Here is an 18,332-nt window from a genome sequence, read left to right as displayed (position 1 = left end):
TCGCCATCGCTGCCTCTATTGGTCCGATAGCGCACGCTTTTTCGGGTCGCACGCTCCCTGCTGGGCCGATAAGTCACAATCACGCGCTAGCCCCCGTACTGCTCCCCCACTGGGACATCCACGTCAAGTCGATTCCCGGGACCGGGCAGCGGGCACGCCCACGCCTCGTCGTACGCGCAGGAGGGGTTGTAAGCGAAGTTGAGGTCGATCACCAGACCACCAGCGTCGCCACCCAGGTCCGCGCCCTTGATTGTGTCGAGCAGGTATCTGCCTGCTCCATAGCTCGACCTACCAGCGGTGGTGTCTCTCATCGGCACAAAGATTCCACCTCCGTACGTCGTCAAACGCCAGACGTCGAGCTCTCCGATTCCCTCCAGACGCACAATTCCGAGGCGTTCAAAGGGCACCACACCATCGGTGCCGGTTTGCACGTCGCGGGTGAGTGCGGGAACGTCGCTGTCCAGCCCCGCAACAAACCTGAAGGAGGCGTCGTAGTCCGCCACGCCGCCGATGCCGGGGTTGCCGCGGTCTTCAGGCTTCACCGGGGAGGCGGGATGGTTCAGCAGCATCTCGCGGCGTGCGGACGCCCACAAGGCATGGGCTTTGACGTGATCCGGCTCGGCACGCACCTGCCGATAGATGTCGAACGTGGACCTGCGCCAATGGGCAACATCGAATGCACTCATAGAGCCACCGTACAGAGCCGGGCAAAATGGACCAGTAGGGCGCGGCAACATCTCAGCGCGTGCGTAAACGGACCAATAGCGGACGGGGCGCCGAAATCTTGCCGTCACCCAGGTCTGACAGAATGAAGGCGAAGGAGTGGTTACCTACATGACAGACGTGACTCACGAACGTAGCAGGCGACTTGGTCACAGGCCCGGCGCCCCAGTTCCCCTTTCCACCTACCGCCTGCAACTCAACGCAGACTTCACCTTTGCCGATGCGACAGCGCAATTGGATTACTTCCAGTCACTGGGGGTGTCGCACCTCTATCTGTCACCGATCCTTGACGCTGCCCCGGGCTCCACCCACTTTTATGACGTGGTCGATCACTCGCACATCTCCCCCGTGCTCGGCGGCAGGGAGGGTCTACGCCAACTGTCCTGGGCCGCGGGTGAACGCAACATCGGCCTCATCGCCGATCTAGTTCCCAACCACATGGCGGTGCCCACCCCCGCGTACTTCAACAAGGCGCTGTGGTCGGTGCTGCAGTACGGCGAGGAGAGTGACTTCTCGCACTGGTTCGACGTTGACTGGTCTGGCGGCGACCCCGTACTGATGCCCGTCCTTGGCGAGCGCATCGGTACAGTCCTTGCACGCGGCGAACTGACGCTCGACTCGATGACCATCCCCGGCTTCGAAGACCAGGGCGACATTCCCGTGCTGCGCTACTACGAGCACGTGTTTCCCGTTCGTGCTGGTACGGAAAACCTTCCGATGGCGTCGCTGGTCGAGCAGCAGCACTATCGCCTCGCGTATTGGCGTGTCGCCAATGAAGAATTGAACTACCGTCGCTTCTTTGACGTGGGTTCGCTGGTGGCCGTACGCGTCGAGGACCCGGACGTTTTTGACGCCACACACCAGGTCATCGTCGACCTCATCAACGACGGCACCCTCGACGGCCTACGCATCGACCACCCGGACGGGCTCGCGGACCCGGCCGGCTACATCTCTCGCCTCTCCGATGCCACGAATGGCGCCTGGATCGTCGTCGAGAAGATCCTCGAGGACGAAGAACGTCTGCCAACGTCATGGAAGACCGCGGGAACCACCGGCTATGACGCCTCGTGGCGCATCGGTGCGCTGCTTCGCGACCCCGCCGGCTCGTCACCGCTCGCTGGCACCCTGCACCGGGTGACCGGCGACGCCATGGGGTCACTGCCAGCGATCATCGACGAGGCCAAGCGCGAGATCGTCAAGGAGACGCTGTCCAGCGAGGTGCACCGCCTCGCGACCATCGCGCATGGGATCTGCGACTCCGACGTGCGCCTACGCGACCACACGTGGCGCTCGATTTACGACTGCCTGCGCACTATGTTGGTCGCGTTTGACCGCTATCGCGCCTACGTGGTCGCGGGAGTGCCGCCCAAGGCAATGTCACTCGATGCCATTGCTCACGCGGAAGCGCTCGCCCGCGAGTCGCTCGACCCTGAGCGCCACGAAACCCTCGAGGTGGTCGCGGATTTGCTTCGTGGCGCCGAAGTGGGAAGTGCAGGGCGAACCCAGGAGGCCAGCCGGCGTGAACTCATCACGCGATTCCAGCAGGCGTGCGGGGCGGTGATGGCCAAGGGCATCGAGGACACCGCGTACTACCGCTGGACGCATCTGCTACCACTGTGCGAGGTCGGCTCCCCGGCATCGCGATTCGCGATGCCCCCCGCTTCCTTCCACGCTTGGGCCAGCGAGCAACAGCAGACGTACCCTCACGCGATGACGTGTCTGTCGACTCACGACACCAAGCGCTCAGAAGACGTGCGTGCGCGACTCGGTGTGCTGAGCGAGGACGCGGAGGCCTGGGACGAGCTCGTGCGGCACCTGCAGTCGGGCACGGAGAAGTACCGTCCGAGCGAGTTGGACGGCCGGATGGAAAACCTGTGGTGGCAAATTCTGGTCGGAACGTCCGACGAGTCCACCTTCATGGAATGGCACCGGCTTGAGGGCTACCTGATCAAGGCGATGCGTGAGGCCAAAACCCACACGACGTGGACGTCCGTCAACGACGTCTATGAGACCGCTGTCCTCAAGTTCGCCAAGAAGGCACGCAAGGACGAAGCCGTGCGTGAGTTGGTCATGCAGTGGCATCACCGGACTGCTCACGGCGTTCGGGCAGCGACCCTCGGTATGAAACTCATCCAACTCACCATGCCCGGAGTGCCTGACATTTACCAGGGCACCGAATCGGTCAATCCCACACTCGTCGACCCAGACAACCGCCGCGCCATTGACTTCGACGCCAATGCATCGGTCTTGGGCCGCGTGCTTGGACGCTCCAAGCCACGCTCGTTGGGCGAGGAAAAGCTGCAGGTGACGGCCCGTGCTCTGCATGCTCGTCGTGACCACGAGGGCGCCTTCACCGGCCCCGACGCCGGCTACCTTCCCTTGCCGTCATCGTCCGGCCACGCCGTGGTCTTTGCCAGGACCGTGGACGACGAGCCGCACGTCATCACAGTCGCGACCCGCGTCGCACTCGACCTTGAACGCCTGGGTGGGTGGGGTGATCACACCGTCCAGCTACCTCCGGGAACGTGGCACGACAGCATCGCGCGTCAGACCTTCGAGGGTGGACCGGTGCCGCTCGCCGAACTCCTCAAGACCTCCCCCGTCGCCCTGCTGGTGCGCGCCTAATGCTGGCACGTGTCTGGGCTCCTGAGGCGGAGTCCGTGGTGTGCGTCGTGGGCGACCAGGCTGAGCCCTCCCGCGAGCCGATGCGGCGGGCACACGGCGCGGACGGCAACGGGTGGTGGACCGGTCCAGAACTTCCCCACGGGACGGATTACGCCTACGAGGTGGATGGCGAGGGGCCGTGGCCGGACCCGCGCAGTGCGCAGCAGCCGCATGGAGTGCACGGTGCGTCCCGGGTGTTCGACTCGGGACTGCACCGTTGGGCCGACGGCACGTGGGCGGGTGTGGACGCGCTTGGTGCGGTCTTCTATGAACTCCACGTGGGCGCCTTTACGCCACAGGGCACCCTCGACGCCGCTGCCGCACAACTGCCGGCACTGAGGTCCATCGGCGTGGATGTGGTGGAACTCATGCCGCTTGCCCCTTTCCCCGGCCGCCATGGCTGGGGCTACGATGGCGTCTCGCTGTACGGCGTGCACGAGGCCTACGGTGGTCCCGCTGCACTTCAGCGCTTCGTGGATGCCGCCCACCAGGCCGGACTGGGCGTATGTCTGGACGTGGTGTACAACCACCTAGGGCCCGACGGCAACTACCTGTCGAAGTTTGGTCCCTATTTTACGGATGCACACGACACCCCCTGGGGTTGGGCGGTCAACCTAGATCAGCCACATGCAGACGGCATGCGTCGCTTCATTTGTGACAACGCGCTGCGCTGGTTCCGTGACTTCCACATCGATTGCCTTCGCTTGGACGCCGTTCACGAGCTCAAGGATGACTCCGAACGCCACGTGCTCGCTCAGCTGTCCGACGAGACTTCCGAACTCAGCCGCAGCATCGGCCGGCCTTTGTCGTTGGTCGCGGAATCAGACCTCAACGACGACATCATGGTCACGCCCACCGCCGACGGCGGCTACGGCATGACCGCGCAATGGAACGACGACGTCCACCATGCCCTGCACGCTTACCTGACCGGCGAGCGCCACGGTTACTACACCGACTTTGGGTCCGTCGAAGCCCTGGACAAGGTGTATCGCGACGTGTTTTGGCACAACGGAACCTTTTCACCGTTCCGTGGCAAGGTCTGGGGACGACCTGTCGGCCCCGACATCGACCGGCGTCGGTTCGTGGTCTGCGCGTCGAACCACGACCAGGTGGGTAACCGTGCCATCGGCGACCGCCCTTCCACCACTCTCTCTCCTGGTGCGCAAGCTACCTCGCTCGCCTTCATCTTGCTTTCTCCCTTCACGCCGATGCTGTTCATGGGCGAGGAGTACGGCGAGACCAGGCCTTTCATGTTCTTTACCGAACACGATGAGCCGCTGGGAAGCGCAGTCTCGGAAGGCCGCATGAGCGAATTTGGTGGCCATGGGTGGGAGGAGCTCTACGGGGGCGTGGTGCACGTACCCGACCCTCAGGACCGCACCACCTTCCTGCGTTCCAAGCTAGGTGACGGCGTGGCCGCCGAGGGAACCATCCACGATGCTCTACGCGAATGGGTGCGTCAGCTGATGGCACTGAGGCACGAGGCTCAGGCGAGGGACGCGTGGGTGAAGCACGGTGCCCGGATATCCGAATTGGCGCCGCGCGTGGTGACCATGCACGGACCGCTCACCGTTCACGCGAACCTGAGCGACGCCCCCGCGTCCGTCCCCAACGGCGACGTCGCCGCCCAGTTTGGGGAGGTCATCGTCGAGGAATCCGGCGCGTTGCGATTGCCTCCTGATTCGTTGGTTGTCGTTCGCGCCTCAGGCACTCGCGCAAGGGCCCCGGGCTACTAGCGTGAGGTCATCTACCTCGAAGGAGAGATCATGAGCAGGAACTACTCGGACTTGCGAGACCACCCGTCCGCGGCACTGCGGGTTCCCCCTGGATTCAGCATCGCCGGCTTCGACAAGCACTCCACGCCCGGGTTCGACGGCAACAAGGAGGACGGCATCGAGCGCATGGAGGCTCGTGGCCGCGACCTCGCCATTTTGCAGGAGCAACTCTTCGCCGAGGGCCGCTCGGGCGGGCGGCGTTCAGTGCTTCTTGTCCTGCAGGGGATGGATACCGCGGGCAAGGGCGGAATCGTCCGTCACGTCATCGGCATGGTGGATCCCCAGGGAGTTGAACACGCGAGTTTTGCCGCACCCACCAAAGAGGAGCTCAGCCACCATTTCCTATGGCGAATAGAACGCAAGATACCAAGCGCGGGCAGCATCGGCGTCTTTGACCGCAGTCATTACGAGGACGTGTTAGTGGCGAAGGTTCGCGAGTTTGCTCCCCCCGAGGAGATCGAGGCGCGCTACGGCGAAATCAATGAATGGGAGCAGCGCCTGATTGACCACGGCACCACGATCGTGAAGGCCACGCTCCTCGTGTCTCTGGACGAGCAATTGGACCGACTGGAGAGCAGGCTTCACCGCCCGGACAAGTACTGGAAGTACAGCACCAGCGACCTCGATGACCGGGCACGTTGGACCGACTACCGAGACGCCTATGAGGCAATGTTCGAGCGCACCTCCACGGACGCTGCACCCTGGCATGTCATCCCGGCGGATCGCAAATGGTTCGCACGCCTTGCGATGACAGAATTGCTGTGCGAGGCGCTCGAGGGCATGTCATTGCAGTGGCCGCCGGCAGCCTTCGATGTTGACGCGGAACGCGCCCGCATCGACGTGCTTCGGGAAGCGGGCAAGTAGGGACTACTCCCCCGTCGTCATCGCCACGAGCCGCGACTGCGCACGCAGGTACTTCTTGCGATATCCGCCACGCAACATGTCCTCAGAGAACACCTCGTCAAAGCCCACGCCCGATGCCACGATGCTCACGTCGCGGTCGTAGAGGCGGTCCACAAGTGTCACTAGTCGCAGTGCCTGAGACTGGTCGGTTAGCGTTGTGACATCGTTGAGGCCCAGCCTCGCGAGCCCATCGATGAACGCTCCATAGCGGCTCGGGTGCACCTTCGCGATATCCGCAACGAGGTCCGCGAAGTCCACCACCGCACCGTCCTCGTCGTCCGCCACGGCGACCACAGCATCGGCCGATGCTGGGGCTGGGAATTCGTCCGTGTGGCGGTGGCGATAGTCAGGCCCATCGATCCGCACCACGTCAAAGACACCGGCAAGCGACTGTATTTCACGTTGGAAGTCCTCAGCGGCGAAGCGGCCATTGCCGAGGGCCCCAGGAGGCGTGTTGGACGAGGCCGCGATGGCGACACCTGCCTCGACCAGTTCCCGCATGAGCCTTGCCATGAGGAGGGTGTCGCCCGGGTCGTCCAATTCGAACTCGTCAATACACAGTACGGCGAAGCCCGACAATGCCTCGCGGGCCGCGGCGAAACCGAGTGCGCCCACCAAGTTGGTGTATTCGACGAACGTGCCAAAGGCGGACGCGTCACCAACTTCGCGGGCGATCGAAACTAGCAGGTGAGTCTTACCCACGCCGAACCCACCATCGAGGTACAGTCCCTCGGCACGGGACCGCTTGCGGCCCCTACGCGCAGACTTGGCGGCGCGAGCGGCGAACCCACTCGCCGCCTTCAGCGCGGCTGCTTGACTCGAGTGATCCGGGTCGGGCCGATACGTGTCGAACGTTGCTTCGCGAAAGTGCGGGGGCGGAACGAGCGCCTCAACGAGCTCGTCCGGGGTCAGGTGGGGACGGCGTCCGAGCAGGGTGATACTCACGTCTCTAGCCTAGAGTGCTGAGAAGAAGGAAAATCACTATCTGACACCAGACAAGGGCGGCACAAACACCCATGAACGATGACTCGGAAGCAAGCGGCCCCACGCTGACGCAGACGCAACCAACCGCGGCGACCTTTCCACCCGACCCCTCCGAGTCAGCTCTGGCCACGCTATACCGCCAGCGACCCCAAAGCGTCCGGCTCGGCATGATCGAAAGCGTCGACGGCAAGTGTGCCGGAGCGGACGGGTCCTCGCGCTCACTCAATGGCCCTGAGGACCTTCGGCTCCTACGCACGCTACGCAGTCAGGCGGACGTGGTCGTGGTCGGCGCTCAAACAGCACGCCGGGAACGCTACGGCGCCATCACGCTTCCTGAGGCCATGCGCTCCTCACGCTTGAGTGCCGGACTCGACTCGCCAGTACACCTCGCGATCGTCACGCGAAGTGGCAACCTGCCCCCTGAACTTGATCCGACATCGACGTGGGTCGTGACCACCGCCGGATCGCCGGCCACGCATCGACTAGGTGCCGAGTGGCAGCCTCGCCTCATCCTTTCCGGCGCAGACAACGTCGCCCCCCGCACCATGATCAACGAACTGGCACTACGAGGCTTGACGCGGGTGCTGTGCGAGGGAGGCCCTACGCTCGCGCAGGACCTGCTCAAGCGAGGACTCGTCGACGACTACTGTCTGACGACGTCGCCCCAGCCCGGAGGCGCCCAGGTCGCCCAGACACCCCCCGTTCCGCCGGAGTTCCACCTCTCCCACGAGTTGGTGGGTGGCGGATTTATCGTGCGGCGTTGGCGCCGCTAGCGCCGGGTTCGCACCGAGCACCCGGCGAGTTCAATCGTTGACTCTGCCAATGCATCGAGCGCGTCGACCACATTGCTGTCGAGGTCCCAGGCCACGGCGGCCACGGACAGCTCCGTACACCCGAGGATCACGACCTCGGCGCCCTGCTCCCGCAGGAAACGAATCGCGTCGTCAAGCTTGTCCCGCGTAGGCTCGCGGCCGGCTTTCACCTCGTCATAGATGAGTTCCGTCACCCGTGCCTGCAGGTCGTGGCGGGGAACGACGATATCGTGCCCGAGATCCTTGAGGGCGTGGGCGTACGTGCCTGACGCCAGTGTCCCATCCGTCGCAAGTACTCCCACGCGCGCGCCAGGCGTGGAGAGCATGCTCGCCGCCTCCGCGCCGCGTTGCACGATGTCCACGACCGGCGTGTGCACGGCTGCCTCGATCTCGGCGATGAAGACTCGTGCCGTATTGCAGGGAATCACGATGGCCGTCACGCCCATGGCCTCCAGGCGGCGAGCATCCGCGGCAAGTACCGGTCCTGGATTCTCACGCGAGGCATCGAGCACATAGGCGGTGCGGTCTGGAATCGAGCTGTGCTGGAGTACGACGAGGTCTGCGTGTCCCTGATCCGTTGCCGAGTCCGTCATGTCCACAACCCGGCGTAGGAACTCGACCGTCGCGGCCGGTCCTACCCCGCCAATTACGCCGATCTCTTTGCGTGTCATGGTGACGATTCTCGCGCACTGTAGAGAAAAAGCCGTCTGCACTTGCTGTGAGCGGACGTTTTGGCCGTGGAAATGCCGATGTCCCCGCCGATCGTGATCGGGGGGACATCGGCATCACATGGGTGCGTGGGCAGTCTAGGCCTCGACCTCGTTGCGCTCGCCGGTCCACACGGTGTGGAACGTTCCCTCGACGTCGACACGCTTGTACGTGTGCGCACCGAAGAAGTCACGCTGACCCTGGATCAGCGCCGCGGGCAGACGCTCGGCACGAAGCGAGTCGTAGTAGGACAGCGACGACCCGAAGGCGGGCGATGGCACACCGGCCAACGCGGCCTGCGAAACGACGCGGCGCCATGCGGAGACTCCCGAGGCAACCTCGTCGACGAAGTACGGGTCGACCAACAGCGACTCGAGTTCGGGGTTGCGGCCGTAGGCCTCGGAGATGCGATTGAGGAAGCGGGCGCGGATGATGCAGCCACCACGCCAGATGCGGGCCATCGCGCCACGATCGATGTCCCATCCGAACTCCTCGGAGGCCTTCTGGATCTGGTCGAATCCTTGCGCATAGGCAACCACCTTGGAGGCGTACAGCGCGAGGCGTACGTCCTCGATGAAGCCTTCCTTGTTCTTGATGTGGAAGTCCGATGCGTTCGCTGCAAGCACTCCTTGTGCCGCGACCCGCTGCGTGGTCTGCGATGAGATGGCGCGCGCGAAGGTCGCCTCTGCAATTCCCGTCACGGGAACTCCGAGGTCGAGTGCTGACTGCACGGTCCAACGACCGGTGCCCTTCTGTCCCGCCTGGTCGAGGATGACATCGACGAGCGGCTTACCCGTCTTGGCGTCGACCTGCGCCAGTACCTCTGCGGTGATCTCGATCAGGAACGACTCGAGGTCGCCCTTGTTCCACTCTTCGAAGATCTTGCCGATCTCCTTGGGGCTCAGATCGAGGCCTTCGCGAAGCAGCTGGTACGCCTCGGCGATGAGCTGCATGTCCGCGTACTCGATGCCGTTGTGCACCATCTTGACGAAGTGTCCGGCGCCGTCGGGCCCTACGTGCACGCAGCACGGCTCACCGTCGACCTTTGCCGAGATCTTCTCAAGGATGGGACCGAGGGTCTTGTAGGACTCGGCGGGGCCGCCTGGCATGATCGAGGGTCCAAGGAGCGCACCTTCCTCGCCACCCGAGACACCGGCACCAACAAAGTGCAGGCCCTTGGCCTTGAGCGCGGCTTCCCGACGGATCGTGTCCGGGTAATGCGCGTTCCCGGCGTCCACGATGATGTCGCCCTCTTCGAGCAGCTCGGTCAGCGACTCGATCACGGCGTCCGTTGCCTTGCCCGCCTGAACCATGATGACGACGGTGCGCGGCTTGGCCAGCGCTGCCACGAAGTCCTCGAGTGACTCGCAGCCGACGAAGTCGCCCTCGTCGCCGTGGTCCTCGATAAGCGACGTCATCTTTTCGACGGAGCGGTTGTGCACCGCCACCGTGAAGCCGTTGCGGGCAAAGTTACGGGCGAGGTTGCGGCCCATGACCGCCATTCCGGTTACGCCAATGTGTGCAAGCGCCATGTCACGTCCTTAAAGTGCTGTGTTGGGGTACGCCGTCCAGCCTAGAGGGTCAGCGACAGCGTGGCGTACCCGGCACCACGGCGTGCCCCGCCTACGCTCAGGTTATGGGTCAGGACATTGGTGCCGCCCCGCAGTCCTTCCAAGAGGCACTGCGGTCCCTGCAGGGCGCGCCCACGCGACGCGAGGTCACGCTGACGGAGACTCCCGCCCCCAGCCGCATCGCGCCTTTCGCCATTGCCATCAACGGTGAGGTGGTCGCTGACGATGCCGAAGCCAGTGGTCGCTTTGTGTTGCTTCACGACCCCGACGGGCAAGACGCGTGGCAAGGCACGTTCCGGGTCGTGGCCCTCGTCAAGGCTGTCGTCGAGGCGGAAGTTGGCGAGGACGACATGTGGGCGGATGTTGCTTGGTCGTGGCTCGGCGACGCCCTTGATGGCATCCCTCACCACGCGCGAGGCGGTACGGTCACTAAGGTCGTATCAAGGTCATTCGGCGAGCTCTCCGAGCGCCCGTCCGAGGTCAACGTGGAAATGCGCGTGTCCTGGACCCCCGATTCATCAGACATCGCGCCACACATCGTGGCGTGGACGGAACTACTCGCATCGTGCGCTGGCATCCCTCCTGTACCGGATGGCGTCACGATGCTCCCAGGAAGGACCGCGTGAGCGAGAACCAGAACGTCGCCCCCGACAACGAGTCGGCAACCGAGCCTGAGGCCGAGCCGGCGACGCCGCTGACGATGCCCGTTGACGGCGTCCCACCCGTCATCGATACCCCCGAGGCGCTTGCTGAGGCCGCCGCACGCTTCGCTCAGGGCACCGGACCGGTCGCCGCGGACGCCGAGCGTGCTTCCGGATTCCGCTATGGGCAGGCGACCTACCTGGTGCAGTTCAAGCGTGAAGGCGCAGGGCTGATTCTTATCGATGCAGGCGTGCTCACTGACCTGTCATCGTTTGGGGAGGCACTTGGTGACGCCGAGTGGATCTTCCACGCCGCGAGCCAGGATCTTCCCGGTATGCATGACCTCGGTATGCACCCTGCCTCAGTGTTCGACACGGAACTCGCCGCACGGCTACTGGGGTGGCCCAAGGTTGGTCTCGCCGCCGTGGTTGAGCGCGAGTTGGGTCTTGCTCTCGCCAAAGAACATTCTGCGCAGGACTGGTCGACTCGTCCGCTCCCCCATTCGTGGTTGGTCTACGCCGCACTAGATGTCGAGATCCTCATCGAGCTTCGCAATGGAATTCACCAACACCTCGTCGACGCGGGCAAGCTCGAGTGGGCCCAGCAAGAGTTCGAGGCAGTTCGCCTCGCTCCCCCAGCCGCGCCGCGCGTAGATCCGTGGCGACGCACCTCTGGGTCACATCAGATCCGCGATCCGCGCGGACTAGCCGTCGTCAAGTCACTGTGGGAGGCGCGCGATCGCGAGGCGCAACGCCGCGACACGTCCCCTGGCCGGGTCCTGCGCGATGCTGCGATCACCGCCGCCGGCCAGGCCAAGCCCACCTCGTTTGACGAGCTGGTCGCCATCCGCGAGTGGCAGTCCAAGGGCACGCGCCGCCGCGCTCGTGAATGGTACGTAGCCGTCGAGGAGGCCATGGCGCTCCCGGACAAGAAGCTGCCGCCGCGTCGCGGGCCTGCTGGAGATGGCCCCCCTCAGCCCAGAATGTGGAGGGACAAACGCCCTGAGGCAGCCATCCGGTTGACGCACGCTCGCGAGGCCATCCAGGCGCTGGTGGACGAGCACAATGTCCCGGCGGAGAACCTGCTGCAGCCTGACGCGTTGCGTCGCACGTGCTGGGAGTTCCGGCCGAGCCCGGACACCGATACCGAGGCCTGGATTCGCGAATTCCAGGCAGGGCGCGGTGCACGTCAGTGGCAAATCGACCTTACCGCCCCGGTTCTGGCGGCAGCATTCGCCGCGGCGGCCGACGAGTCTGCCGCGGCTGCGGAATCAGACTCCTAGAGAGCCTCACTTCGCCCCACCGCCCAAACTCTATTGGTCCGATTTGGCACGCCTCAGGGCTACTCGGCGCCTTGTTGGTCCGATTTCGCACGCTCGAGCGAGTCACGCTGCCCCAAGCTGTGCCGCTCGTCCACCCACATGCGGCCTAGTCGCGCGTCAACGTCTCCCGAGCATCGTCCGCGATGGCAGATGAATCCAGGCCAATCGCCTCGATAATCTGCGCGCGTGTCGCGTGATCGAGGAACTGGGTAGGCACGCCGTGGTGTTCCCAGGCCACCCGACCAGCGACGGACGACCCACTCAGAGCATCGGCCCATTCCTCGCCAACTCCCCCGTCACGTAGCCCGTCCTCGATCGTGATCACCAACTGCGCGCCGGCAACGAACTCAGCCAGGCCATCGGGAACCGGACGTACCCAGGTCGCCGAGGCCGCCATGACGCTGCGGCCGTCAGCTGCGAGTTTGCCCGCGACCTCCACGGCCGTCACCGCCATCGAGCCGATGCCGAACACGATGATCTCCGGCATGCCCGTGCCATGCTCGGCGAGGACGTCAATGCCACGGTGTGAACGCACCGCGGGTAGGTCCTCGGCCACGGCCCCCTTCGGGTAACGCACCACTGTGGGCGCATCGTCCACCTCAATGGCCTCGCGGAACGCCCGGCGCATGGTGGGCTCATCGCGGGGTGCGGCGAGGCGCAGCCCCGGCACGTGACGTAGCAACGCCATGTCCCACATGCCGTTGTGACTCGCGCCGTCGTCACCGGTGATGCCGGCACGATCCAACATGAACGTGACACCAGCCTTGTGCAGGGCCACATCCATCAATACTTGGTCAAACGCACGATTCAAGAACGTGGCGTACACGGCGAACACGGGGTGCAGGCCAGCGAACGCCAGGCCCGCCGCGGAGGTGACAGCATGCTGCTCAGCGATGCCAACGTCGATCACTCGGTCGGGGAATTCGTCCGCGAAGGGTTGCAGGCCCACCGGCGCGAGCATCGCGGCCGTCAGCGCGACGATGTCCTCTCGCTGACGCCCCGCCTCGAGCACCTCTTCGGCAAAGACCTTGGTCCACCCAAAACGCGATGGCTCAATGGGGAGCCCCGTCTCCGGGTGGATCTTGCCCACGGCGTGAAAACGATCCGCGACGTCCTCCTCGGCGGGCGAATATCCGCGCCCCTTCTCGGTGAGAACGTGGACCAGCACAGGACCGCCGAAGTCCCGCGCGTGCGTGAGGGCGGCCTCCACGTGCTCGAGGTTGTGGCCATCGATGGGACCCACGTACTTGAGACCAAGGTCGTCAAACATACTGGGTTCCTGGATGAGGCCCTTGAGGGCCAATTTGCCGTGCATCACCGAGCGATAGGCGAAGTTGCGCCACGGCCCACGATCCTGGAAGGTGCGCTTGCCCCAACCCAGGAACTCCTCGTAGCGACGATCGGTGCGAATCCCGTCAAGCTTGCGGGCGAGCCCGCCGATGGTGGGGGCATACGAGCGCCCGTTGTCGTTCACAATCACCACCACGCGGTCCTTCGAGGCACCAAGCGAGTTGAGAGCCTCCCAGGCCATTCCCCCGGTCAGCGCGCCATCGCCGATGACCGCGACCGTGGTGCGGTCCTTTTCGCCCTTAATGGTGTGTCCGCGGCCAATACCCGCGGCCCATGACAGCGCGGTGGAGGCGTGCGAGTTTTCGACGATGTCGTGCTCACTCTCCGCGCGAGAGGGGTACCCCGACAGTCCGTCGCGTTTGCGGAGGTTGGAGAAGTCTCCACGCCCAGTGAGCAATTTGTGCACGTACGACTGGTGTCCCGTGTCGAACACGATCGGGTCGCGGGGGGACTCGAACACGCGATGAATGCCGATAGTGAGCTCAACGACACCAAGGTTGGGGCCCAAGTGTCCCCCCGTGCGCGACACGGAATCGACCAAGTAGTCACGAATCTCCGCCGCGAGCTCGTCAAGCTGCTCGGGCGTGAAGTCACGCAGGTCGCGGGGCGAACTGATTCGCTCGAGCACCGTGCCTCCTTACCTGGCGTCTTTCCACTGTACGACGTGTGGCTGGCATTAAAGACAAGGTTCGCCGCCACCCGAATGGGTGGCGGCGAACTGATGGAGATGTCTAACTAGACGGGGTTTGCTACTGCTTAACGAGTGATCGCAGCACGTACTGCAGAATGCCGCCGTTGCGGAAGTAGTCGGCCTCGCCGGGGGTGTCAATACGAACAACCGCGTCAAACTCGATGACCGAGCCGTCAGCCTTGGTCGCCTTCACCGACATCGCACGTGGGTGCGCACCATCGCTGATTGCGCTGACACCGTCGATGTCAAAAGTTTCGGAACCGTCGAGCCCGAGTGAAGCAGCGGACTGCCCCTCCGGGAACTGCAGCGGAAGCACACCCATGCCAATCAGGTTCGAACGGTGAATACGCTCGAAGCTTTCCGTGATGACGGCGCGTACACCCAGCAGGGACGTGCCCTTGGCTGCCCAGTCACGCGAGGAACCGGATCCATACTCCTTGCCAGCGAGTACCACCAATGGCACCTCTGCTGCGGCGTAGGCCTGTGCGGCGTCGTAGATGGTGTCTTGCTCCTGGCTGAGGAAGTTGAACGTGAATCCGCCCTCGACTCCGGCGCCGTCGTTCTTGTCAGCAAGCAGCAGGTTGCGCAGACGAATATTCGCGAACGTGCCACGAATCATGACCTCGTGGTTGCCGCGACGTGAGCCATAGGAGTTAAAGTCCTTGCGCTCTACGCCGTTCTCGTCGAGGTACTTGCCCGCCGGGCTATCGACCTTGATCGCGCCTGCAGGCGAGATGTGGTCGGTGGTCACGGAGTCGCCGAGCAGCGCAAGGACGCGCGCACCGGTGATGTCCTTCACACGGGCGGGCTCCATCGACATACCCTCGAAGTATGGGGGCTTGCGCACGTAAGTGCTGTCGTCCTCCCACTCGAAGGTCTTGCCGTCGGGCGTGGGCAGCGTCTGCCAGCGCTCGTCGCCAGCGAAAACGTCGGAGTAACCCTTCTCAAACATCGCCTCGGTGATCGAGGAGCCGACAATCTGGTCAACCTCTGACTGGTCGGGCCAGATGTCACGCAGGAAGACGTCATTGCCGTCGTGGTCCTGGCCCAGTGCCTCGGTCTCGAAGTCGAAGTCCATGGTGCCGGCCAGCGCGTAGGCGATGACGAGCGGCGGGGATGCCAGGTAGTTCATCTTCACGTCGGGGTTGATGCGCCCTTCGAAGTTGCGGTTACCAGACAGCACCGAGACGACCGCGAGGTCTGCCTCGTTGACCGCCGCGGAGACCTCCGCTGGCAGCGGCCCGGAGTTGCCGATGCACGTGGTGCAGCCGTAACCCACCAGGTGGTAGCCGAGTGCTTCGAGGTCAGGCCACAGACCGGCCTTCTCGTAGTAATCGGTGACCACCTTGGAGCCGGGAGCCATCGACGTCTTCACCCATGGCTTGACATTCAGACCCTTGGCATTCGCGTTGCGAGCGAGCAGCCCGGCGGCCAGCATTACCGAGGGGTTCGAGGTGTTGGTGCAAGACGTGATCGACGCGATCACGACGGCGCCGTGGTCGAGCTCAGTCTTGGTGCCGTCCTCCATGGTGAGCGCTGTGCGCTTGCTCGGACGACCGGCCGGGACACCCTCGCGGGGATCGCGCGGCTCCGGCTCGTCGCCAGCGTGAGCTTCGGCAGCGATGGGGTCCGATGCGGGGAACGTCTCTTCCACGGACTCGTCGAGGCCGTGGGTTTCCTGTGCCTCGTGCTTGGCGTAGTTCAGCACGGCGTGGCCGAACGAATTCTTGGCGTCAGTGAGTTCGATGCGGTCCTGGGGGCGCTTGGGACCGGCGATGGACGGAACCACGGTGCCGAGGTCAAGCTCGAGGTACTCCGAGAACACGGGCTCGACGTAGCCATCCGCCGACGGGTCGTGCCACATGCCCTGTTCCTTGGCGTACGCCTCGACCAGCGCGACCTGGTCGTCGGAACGACCGGTGAGCTTCAGGTAGTCGATGGTGACGCCATCAATCGGGAACATCGCTGCCGTCGAACCGAATTCAGGCGACATATTTCCGATGGTGGCACGGTTGGCGAGAGGTACAGCGCCAACGCCGTCTCCATAGAACTCGACGAACTTGCCGACCACGCCGTGCTCACGGAGCATCTGCGTGATAGTCAGCACCACATCGGTGGCGGTCGCGGTCGCGGGGATCTTGCCGCTGAGCTTGAAGCCAACCACCTTGGGGATCAGCATCGAGACGGGCTGACCGAGCATGGCCGCCTCGGCCTCGATGCCGCCCACGCCCCAGCCCAATACGCCCAGCCCGTTGATCATGGTGGTGTGAGAGTCGGTTCCGACACAGGAGTCCGGGTAAGCCCGAGTGACCCCGTCGACATCCGCGGTCATGACACCGCGGGCAAGGTGCTCGAGGTTGACCTGGTGGACGATTCCAGTCCCCGGGGGAACCACCTTGAAGTTATCGAACGCGGTCTGTCCCCAACGCAGGAACTGGTAGCGCTCTCGGTTGCGCTCATATTCCTTGTCGGTGTTGCGCTGCAGCGCGTCGCCACGGCCAAACACGTCAATGACGACGGAGTGGTCGATGACCATCTCCGCAGGTGCGAGCGGATTAATGACGGTGGGGTCGCCGCCGAGTTCCGCGACGGCCTCGCGCATGGTGGCAAGGTCGACCACACAGGGAACGCCGGTGAAGTCCTGCATCACCACGCGCGCTGGAGTGAACTGAATTTCCGTCTCGGGGTTGGCCTTGGGGTCCCACTCGGCGAGCGCCTTCACATGCTCGGCCGTGATGTTCGCACCGTCTTCGGTGCGCAGAAGTGCCTCGGCGAGAACCTTGAGCGAGTAGGGCAACTTCTCGAGCCCCGGCACCGCATTTAGCCGGTAGATCTCGTATTCATTGCCTTCCACGTCCAGCGTGGCCTTGGCTCCAAGTGTGTTCTCGCTCATGTCTTCCTCCGTTTAGTTCGCTGCCGTCCATCCTATCCGGATGAGGGCAGCGTCTTTTGCGGCCAACTGTGCCCGGTTACGCCCGTTCGAACGTCGCAATCGCCTCGACGTGGTGTGTCATGGGGAACAGATCAAACGCCTCCGCACCGGCAAGAACGTATCCGTGCCCGGCAAGAAAAGCAGTGTCACGGGCCAGTGCAACGGGGTCGCACGCCACGTACACAATCCGGGCGGGGTTCAAGGCGACGATGCGCTCAATGGTCGCCCCGCCGGCACCCGAGCGCGGCGGGTCTAGAACTACGGCTACCTCGTCTCCGAGGGCGAGCGCAGGATTCGTCAGCGAGTCGGCCAGCGTCTTGCGCACATCCCCATTGAGCACCGTTGCTCCCTCGAAGCTGTGGAGGTTCCGGCGTGCATTCTTGGACGCAGTCTCGTCCTCCTCGACGGAAATCACTCGCTTACCAGCGGTGGCGAGCGCAAGCGAGAATAGTCCGGCACCGGCGTATAGATCCCACGCTGCGGGGGCGTCACCCACCCGACGCAGCACTTCGCGAATCATGGTTTCGGGGGCGTCCGTGTGTACCTGCCAGAAGCCACCGGTCGCCACCCGATACTCATACGTCTGACCGTCTACGGTGACTCGCTCGGCCACGCTCGCGGGTGCGTTGTCTCGCTTGTCGCGCCGGCCGCCGTTCCAGCGCACGCCATCGACGAGCGTACGGGCCTCGCCGTCAGCCGGCACCACCACCTGAATCTTGCTCCCGCCGGGAAAGCGTTGGCTCAGCAATGCCTCCTCCGCGGCAGGTACGGCAAGCGGCATCGCTGTCAGCGTGGCGATCGATGTGGAACGGAATCGGTGCATCGCTGCGCGTCCCTCGACATCGCCAATGGCGCCCACGCGGGTGCGCCACCCCAGTCCGCCACGCTCGGCGTCGCTCGGTGCGGCGCTCACGACTCCGGGGAATTCTTGGTTCGCGAACCGCTCAAAGGACTCCTTGACCACCGCCAGCTTCCACGCGCGCTGGCCGTCGAGGGACACATGGGCCAGCTCTCCCCCGCCAACGCCGCCGGGTCCTGCCTCTGGCCAGACGGAAGCGACGCGATCTGGCGACGCCTCCACAATCTCCACGGCATCGGCTCGCCAGAACGTGGCATCGCCCGCGGATTCGGTGAGTTCCGCCTCGACCACTTCGCCGGGCAACGTGTGCCGCACAAAGATGACCCGTCCGTCGTGCCGGGCAACGCAGTGGCCTCCGTGCGCAGGGCTGCCAATGGTTAGTCGGATGGTGTTCACG

The 18,332-nt window shown here is 64.3% G+C and carries 13 protein-coding genes; 6 read left to right on the top strand and 7 right to left on the bottom strand.

Annotated features, from left to right (window positions below; all coding sequences use genetic code 11):
• Positions 1 to 86 precede the first annotated feature (86 nt).
• Positions 87 to 686, bottom strand: coding sequence for a DUF1684 domain-containing protein (locus tag AOP73_RS10225; protein ID WP_061965609.1), 600 nt, complete (start codon positions 684 to 686; stop codon positions 87 to 89).
• A 148-nt stretch (positions 687 to 834) separates the two neighbouring features.
• On the opposite strand from AOP73_RS10225, the gene treY reads away from it, so the two are divergent.
• The 3 genes from treY to AOP73_RS10210 are packed head-to-tail and all read left to right on the top strand — an operon-like array spanning position 835 to position 6,026.
• On the top strand, positions 835 to 3,348 hold the full coding sequence (gene treY / locus AOP73_RS10220) for a malto-oligosyltrehalose synthase (protein ID WP_061965607.1): 2,514 nt from the start codon (positions 835 to 837) through the stop codon (positions 3,346 to 3,348).
• The gene (gene treZ / locus AOP73_RS10215) at positions 3,348 to 5,123 is read left to right on the top strand and encodes a malto-oligosyltrehalose trehalohydrolase (protein WP_061965605.1); all 1,776 of its coding nucleotides are present in this window, start codon (positions 3,348 to 3,350) and stop codon (positions 5,121 to 5,123) included. Before treY ends, treZ begins: the two co-directional genes overlap by 1 nt.
• A gap of 30 nt (positions 5,124 to 5,153) precedes the next feature.
• The gene (locus AOP73_RS10210; RefSeq protein ID WP_061965603.1) at positions 5,154 to 6,026 is read left to right on the top strand and encodes a PPK2 family polyphosphate kinase; all 873 of its coding nucleotides are present in this window, start codon (positions 5,154 to 5,156) and stop codon (positions 6,024 to 6,026) included.
• A gap of 3 nt (positions 6,027 to 6,029) precedes the next feature.
• Here AOP73_RS10210 and zapE read toward each other — a convergent pair whose 3' ends face one another.
• Positions 6,030 to 7,010, bottom strand: coding sequence for a cell division protein ZapE (zapE, locus tag AOP73_RS10205; protein WP_061965601.1), 981 nt, complete (start codon positions 7,008 to 7,010; stop codon positions 6,030 to 6,032).
• A gap of 71 nt (positions 7,011 to 7,081) precedes the next feature.
• On the opposite strand from zapE, the gene AOP73_RS10200 reads away from it, so the two are divergent.
• On the top strand, positions 7,082 to 7,822 hold the full coding sequence (locus AOP73_RS10200; protein ID WP_061965599.1) for a dihydrofolate reductase family protein: 741 nt from the start codon (positions 7,082 to 7,084) through the stop codon (positions 7,820 to 7,822).
• On the opposite strand, the gene cuyB is transcribed toward AOP73_RS10200, so the two are convergent.
• Positions 7,819 to 8,532, bottom strand: a complete 714-nt coding sequence (gene cuyB / locus AOP73_RS10195) for a cysteate racemase (RefSeq protein WP_061965597.1) — start codon at positions 8,530 to 8,532, stop codon at positions 7,819 to 7,821. The two genes, AOP73_RS10200 and cuyB, sit on opposite strands and share 4 nt — an antisense overlap.
• Before the next feature lie 135 nt (positions 8,533 to 8,667).
• Positions 8,668 to 10,101 carry an NADP-dependent phosphogluconate dehydrogenase gene (gene gnd, locus AOP73_RS10190; RefSeq protein WP_061965595.1) on the bottom strand — a complete coding sequence of 478 codons (1,434 nt, stop codon included), beginning with the start codon at positions 10,099 to 10,101 and terminating at the stop codon, positions 8,668 to 8,670.
• A 104-nt stretch (positions 10,102 to 10,205) separates the two neighbouring features.
• On the opposite strand from gnd, the gene AOP73_RS10185 reads away from it, so the two are divergent.
• Together AOP73_RS10185 and AOP73_RS10180 are read left to right on the top strand one after the other, a co-directional pair.
• Positions 10,206 to 10,766, top strand: a complete 561-nt coding sequence (locus tag AOP73_RS10185; RefSeq protein ID WP_061965593.1) for a DUF3000 domain-containing protein — start codon at positions 10,206 to 10,208, stop codon at positions 10,764 to 10,766.
• Positions 10,763 to 12,064, top strand: a complete 1,302-nt coding sequence (locus AOP73_RS10180) for an HRDC domain-containing protein (RefSeq protein WP_369345526.1) — start codon at positions 10,763 to 10,765, stop codon at positions 12,062 to 12,064. The genes AOP73_RS10185 and AOP73_RS10180 overlap by 4 nt, the downstream gene beginning before the upstream one ends.
• Before the next feature lie 145 nt (positions 12,065 to 12,209).
• On the opposite strand, the gene dxs is transcribed toward AOP73_RS10180, so the two are convergent.
• The 3 genes from dxs to AOP73_RS10165 form a co-directional block, all read right to left on the bottom strand.
• Positions 12,210 to 14,081: a 1-deoxy-D-xylulose-5-phosphate synthase gene (dxs, locus tag AOP73_RS10175; protein WP_061965591.1), complete on the bottom strand. Its 1,872-nt coding sequence runs from the start codon at positions 14,079 to 14,081 to the stop codon at positions 12,210 to 12,212.
• Between the two features lie 121 nt (positions 14,082 to 14,202).
• Positions 14,203 to 17,037 carry an aconitate hydratase gene (locus tag AOP73_RS10170; RefSeq protein WP_061965589.1) on the bottom strand — a complete coding sequence of 945 codons (2,835 nt, stop codon included), beginning with the start codon at positions 17,035 to 17,037 and terminating at the stop codon, positions 14,203 to 14,205.
• 76 nt (positions 17,038 to 17,113) lie between these two features.
• Positions 17,114 to 18,331, bottom strand: a complete 1,218-nt coding sequence (locus AOP73_RS10165; protein WP_061965587.1) for a class I SAM-dependent RNA methyltransferase — start codon at positions 18,329 to 18,331, stop codon at positions 17,114 to 17,116.
• Position 18,332: the final 1 nt, after the last annotated feature.

The sequence above is a fragment of the Demequina aurantiaca genome (assembly GCF_000975135.1).
Lineage (GTDB): Bacteria > Actinomycetota > Actinomycetes > Actinomycetales > Demequinaceae > Demequina > Demequina aurantiaca.
Note: the sequence above shows the minus strand (reverse complement) of the source record. Positions and strands in the feature narration are given on the sequence as shown.

Coding starts and splice junctions, on each gene's coding strand:
- treZ (WP_061965605.1), top strand. CDS start 3,348: ATGCTGGCACGTGTCTGGGCTCCTGAGGCGGAGTCCGTGGTGTGCGTC.
- treY (WP_061965607.1), top strand. CDS start 835: ATGACAGACGTGACTCACGAACGTAGCAGGCGACTTGGTCACAGGCCC.
- AOP73_RS10210 (WP_061965603.1), top strand. CDS start 5,154: ATGAGCAGGAACTACTCGGACTTGCGAGACCACCCGTCCGCGGCACTG.
- AOP73_RS10200 (WP_061965599.1), top strand. CDS start 7,082: ATGAACGATGACTCGGAAGCAAGCGGCCCCACGCTGACGCAGACGCAA.
- AOP73_RS10185 (WP_061965593.1), top strand. CDS start 10,206: ATGGGTCAGGACATTGGTGCCGCCCCGCAGTCCTTCCAAGAGGCACTG.
- gnd (WP_061965595.1), bottom strand. CDS start 10,101: ATGGCGCTTGCACACATTGGCGTAACCGGAATGGCGGTCATGGGCCGC.
- AOP73_RS10225 (WP_061965609.1), bottom strand. CDS start 686: ATGAGTGCATTCGATGTTGCCCATTGGCGCAGGTCCACGTTCGACATC.
- AOP73_RS10170 (WP_061965589.1), bottom strand. CDS start 17,037: ATGAGCGAGAACACACTTGGAGCCAAGGCCACGCTGGACGTGGAAGGC.
- cuyB (WP_061965597.1), bottom strand. CDS start 8,532: ATGACACGCAAAGAGATCGGCGTAATTGGCGGGGTAGGACCGGCCGCG.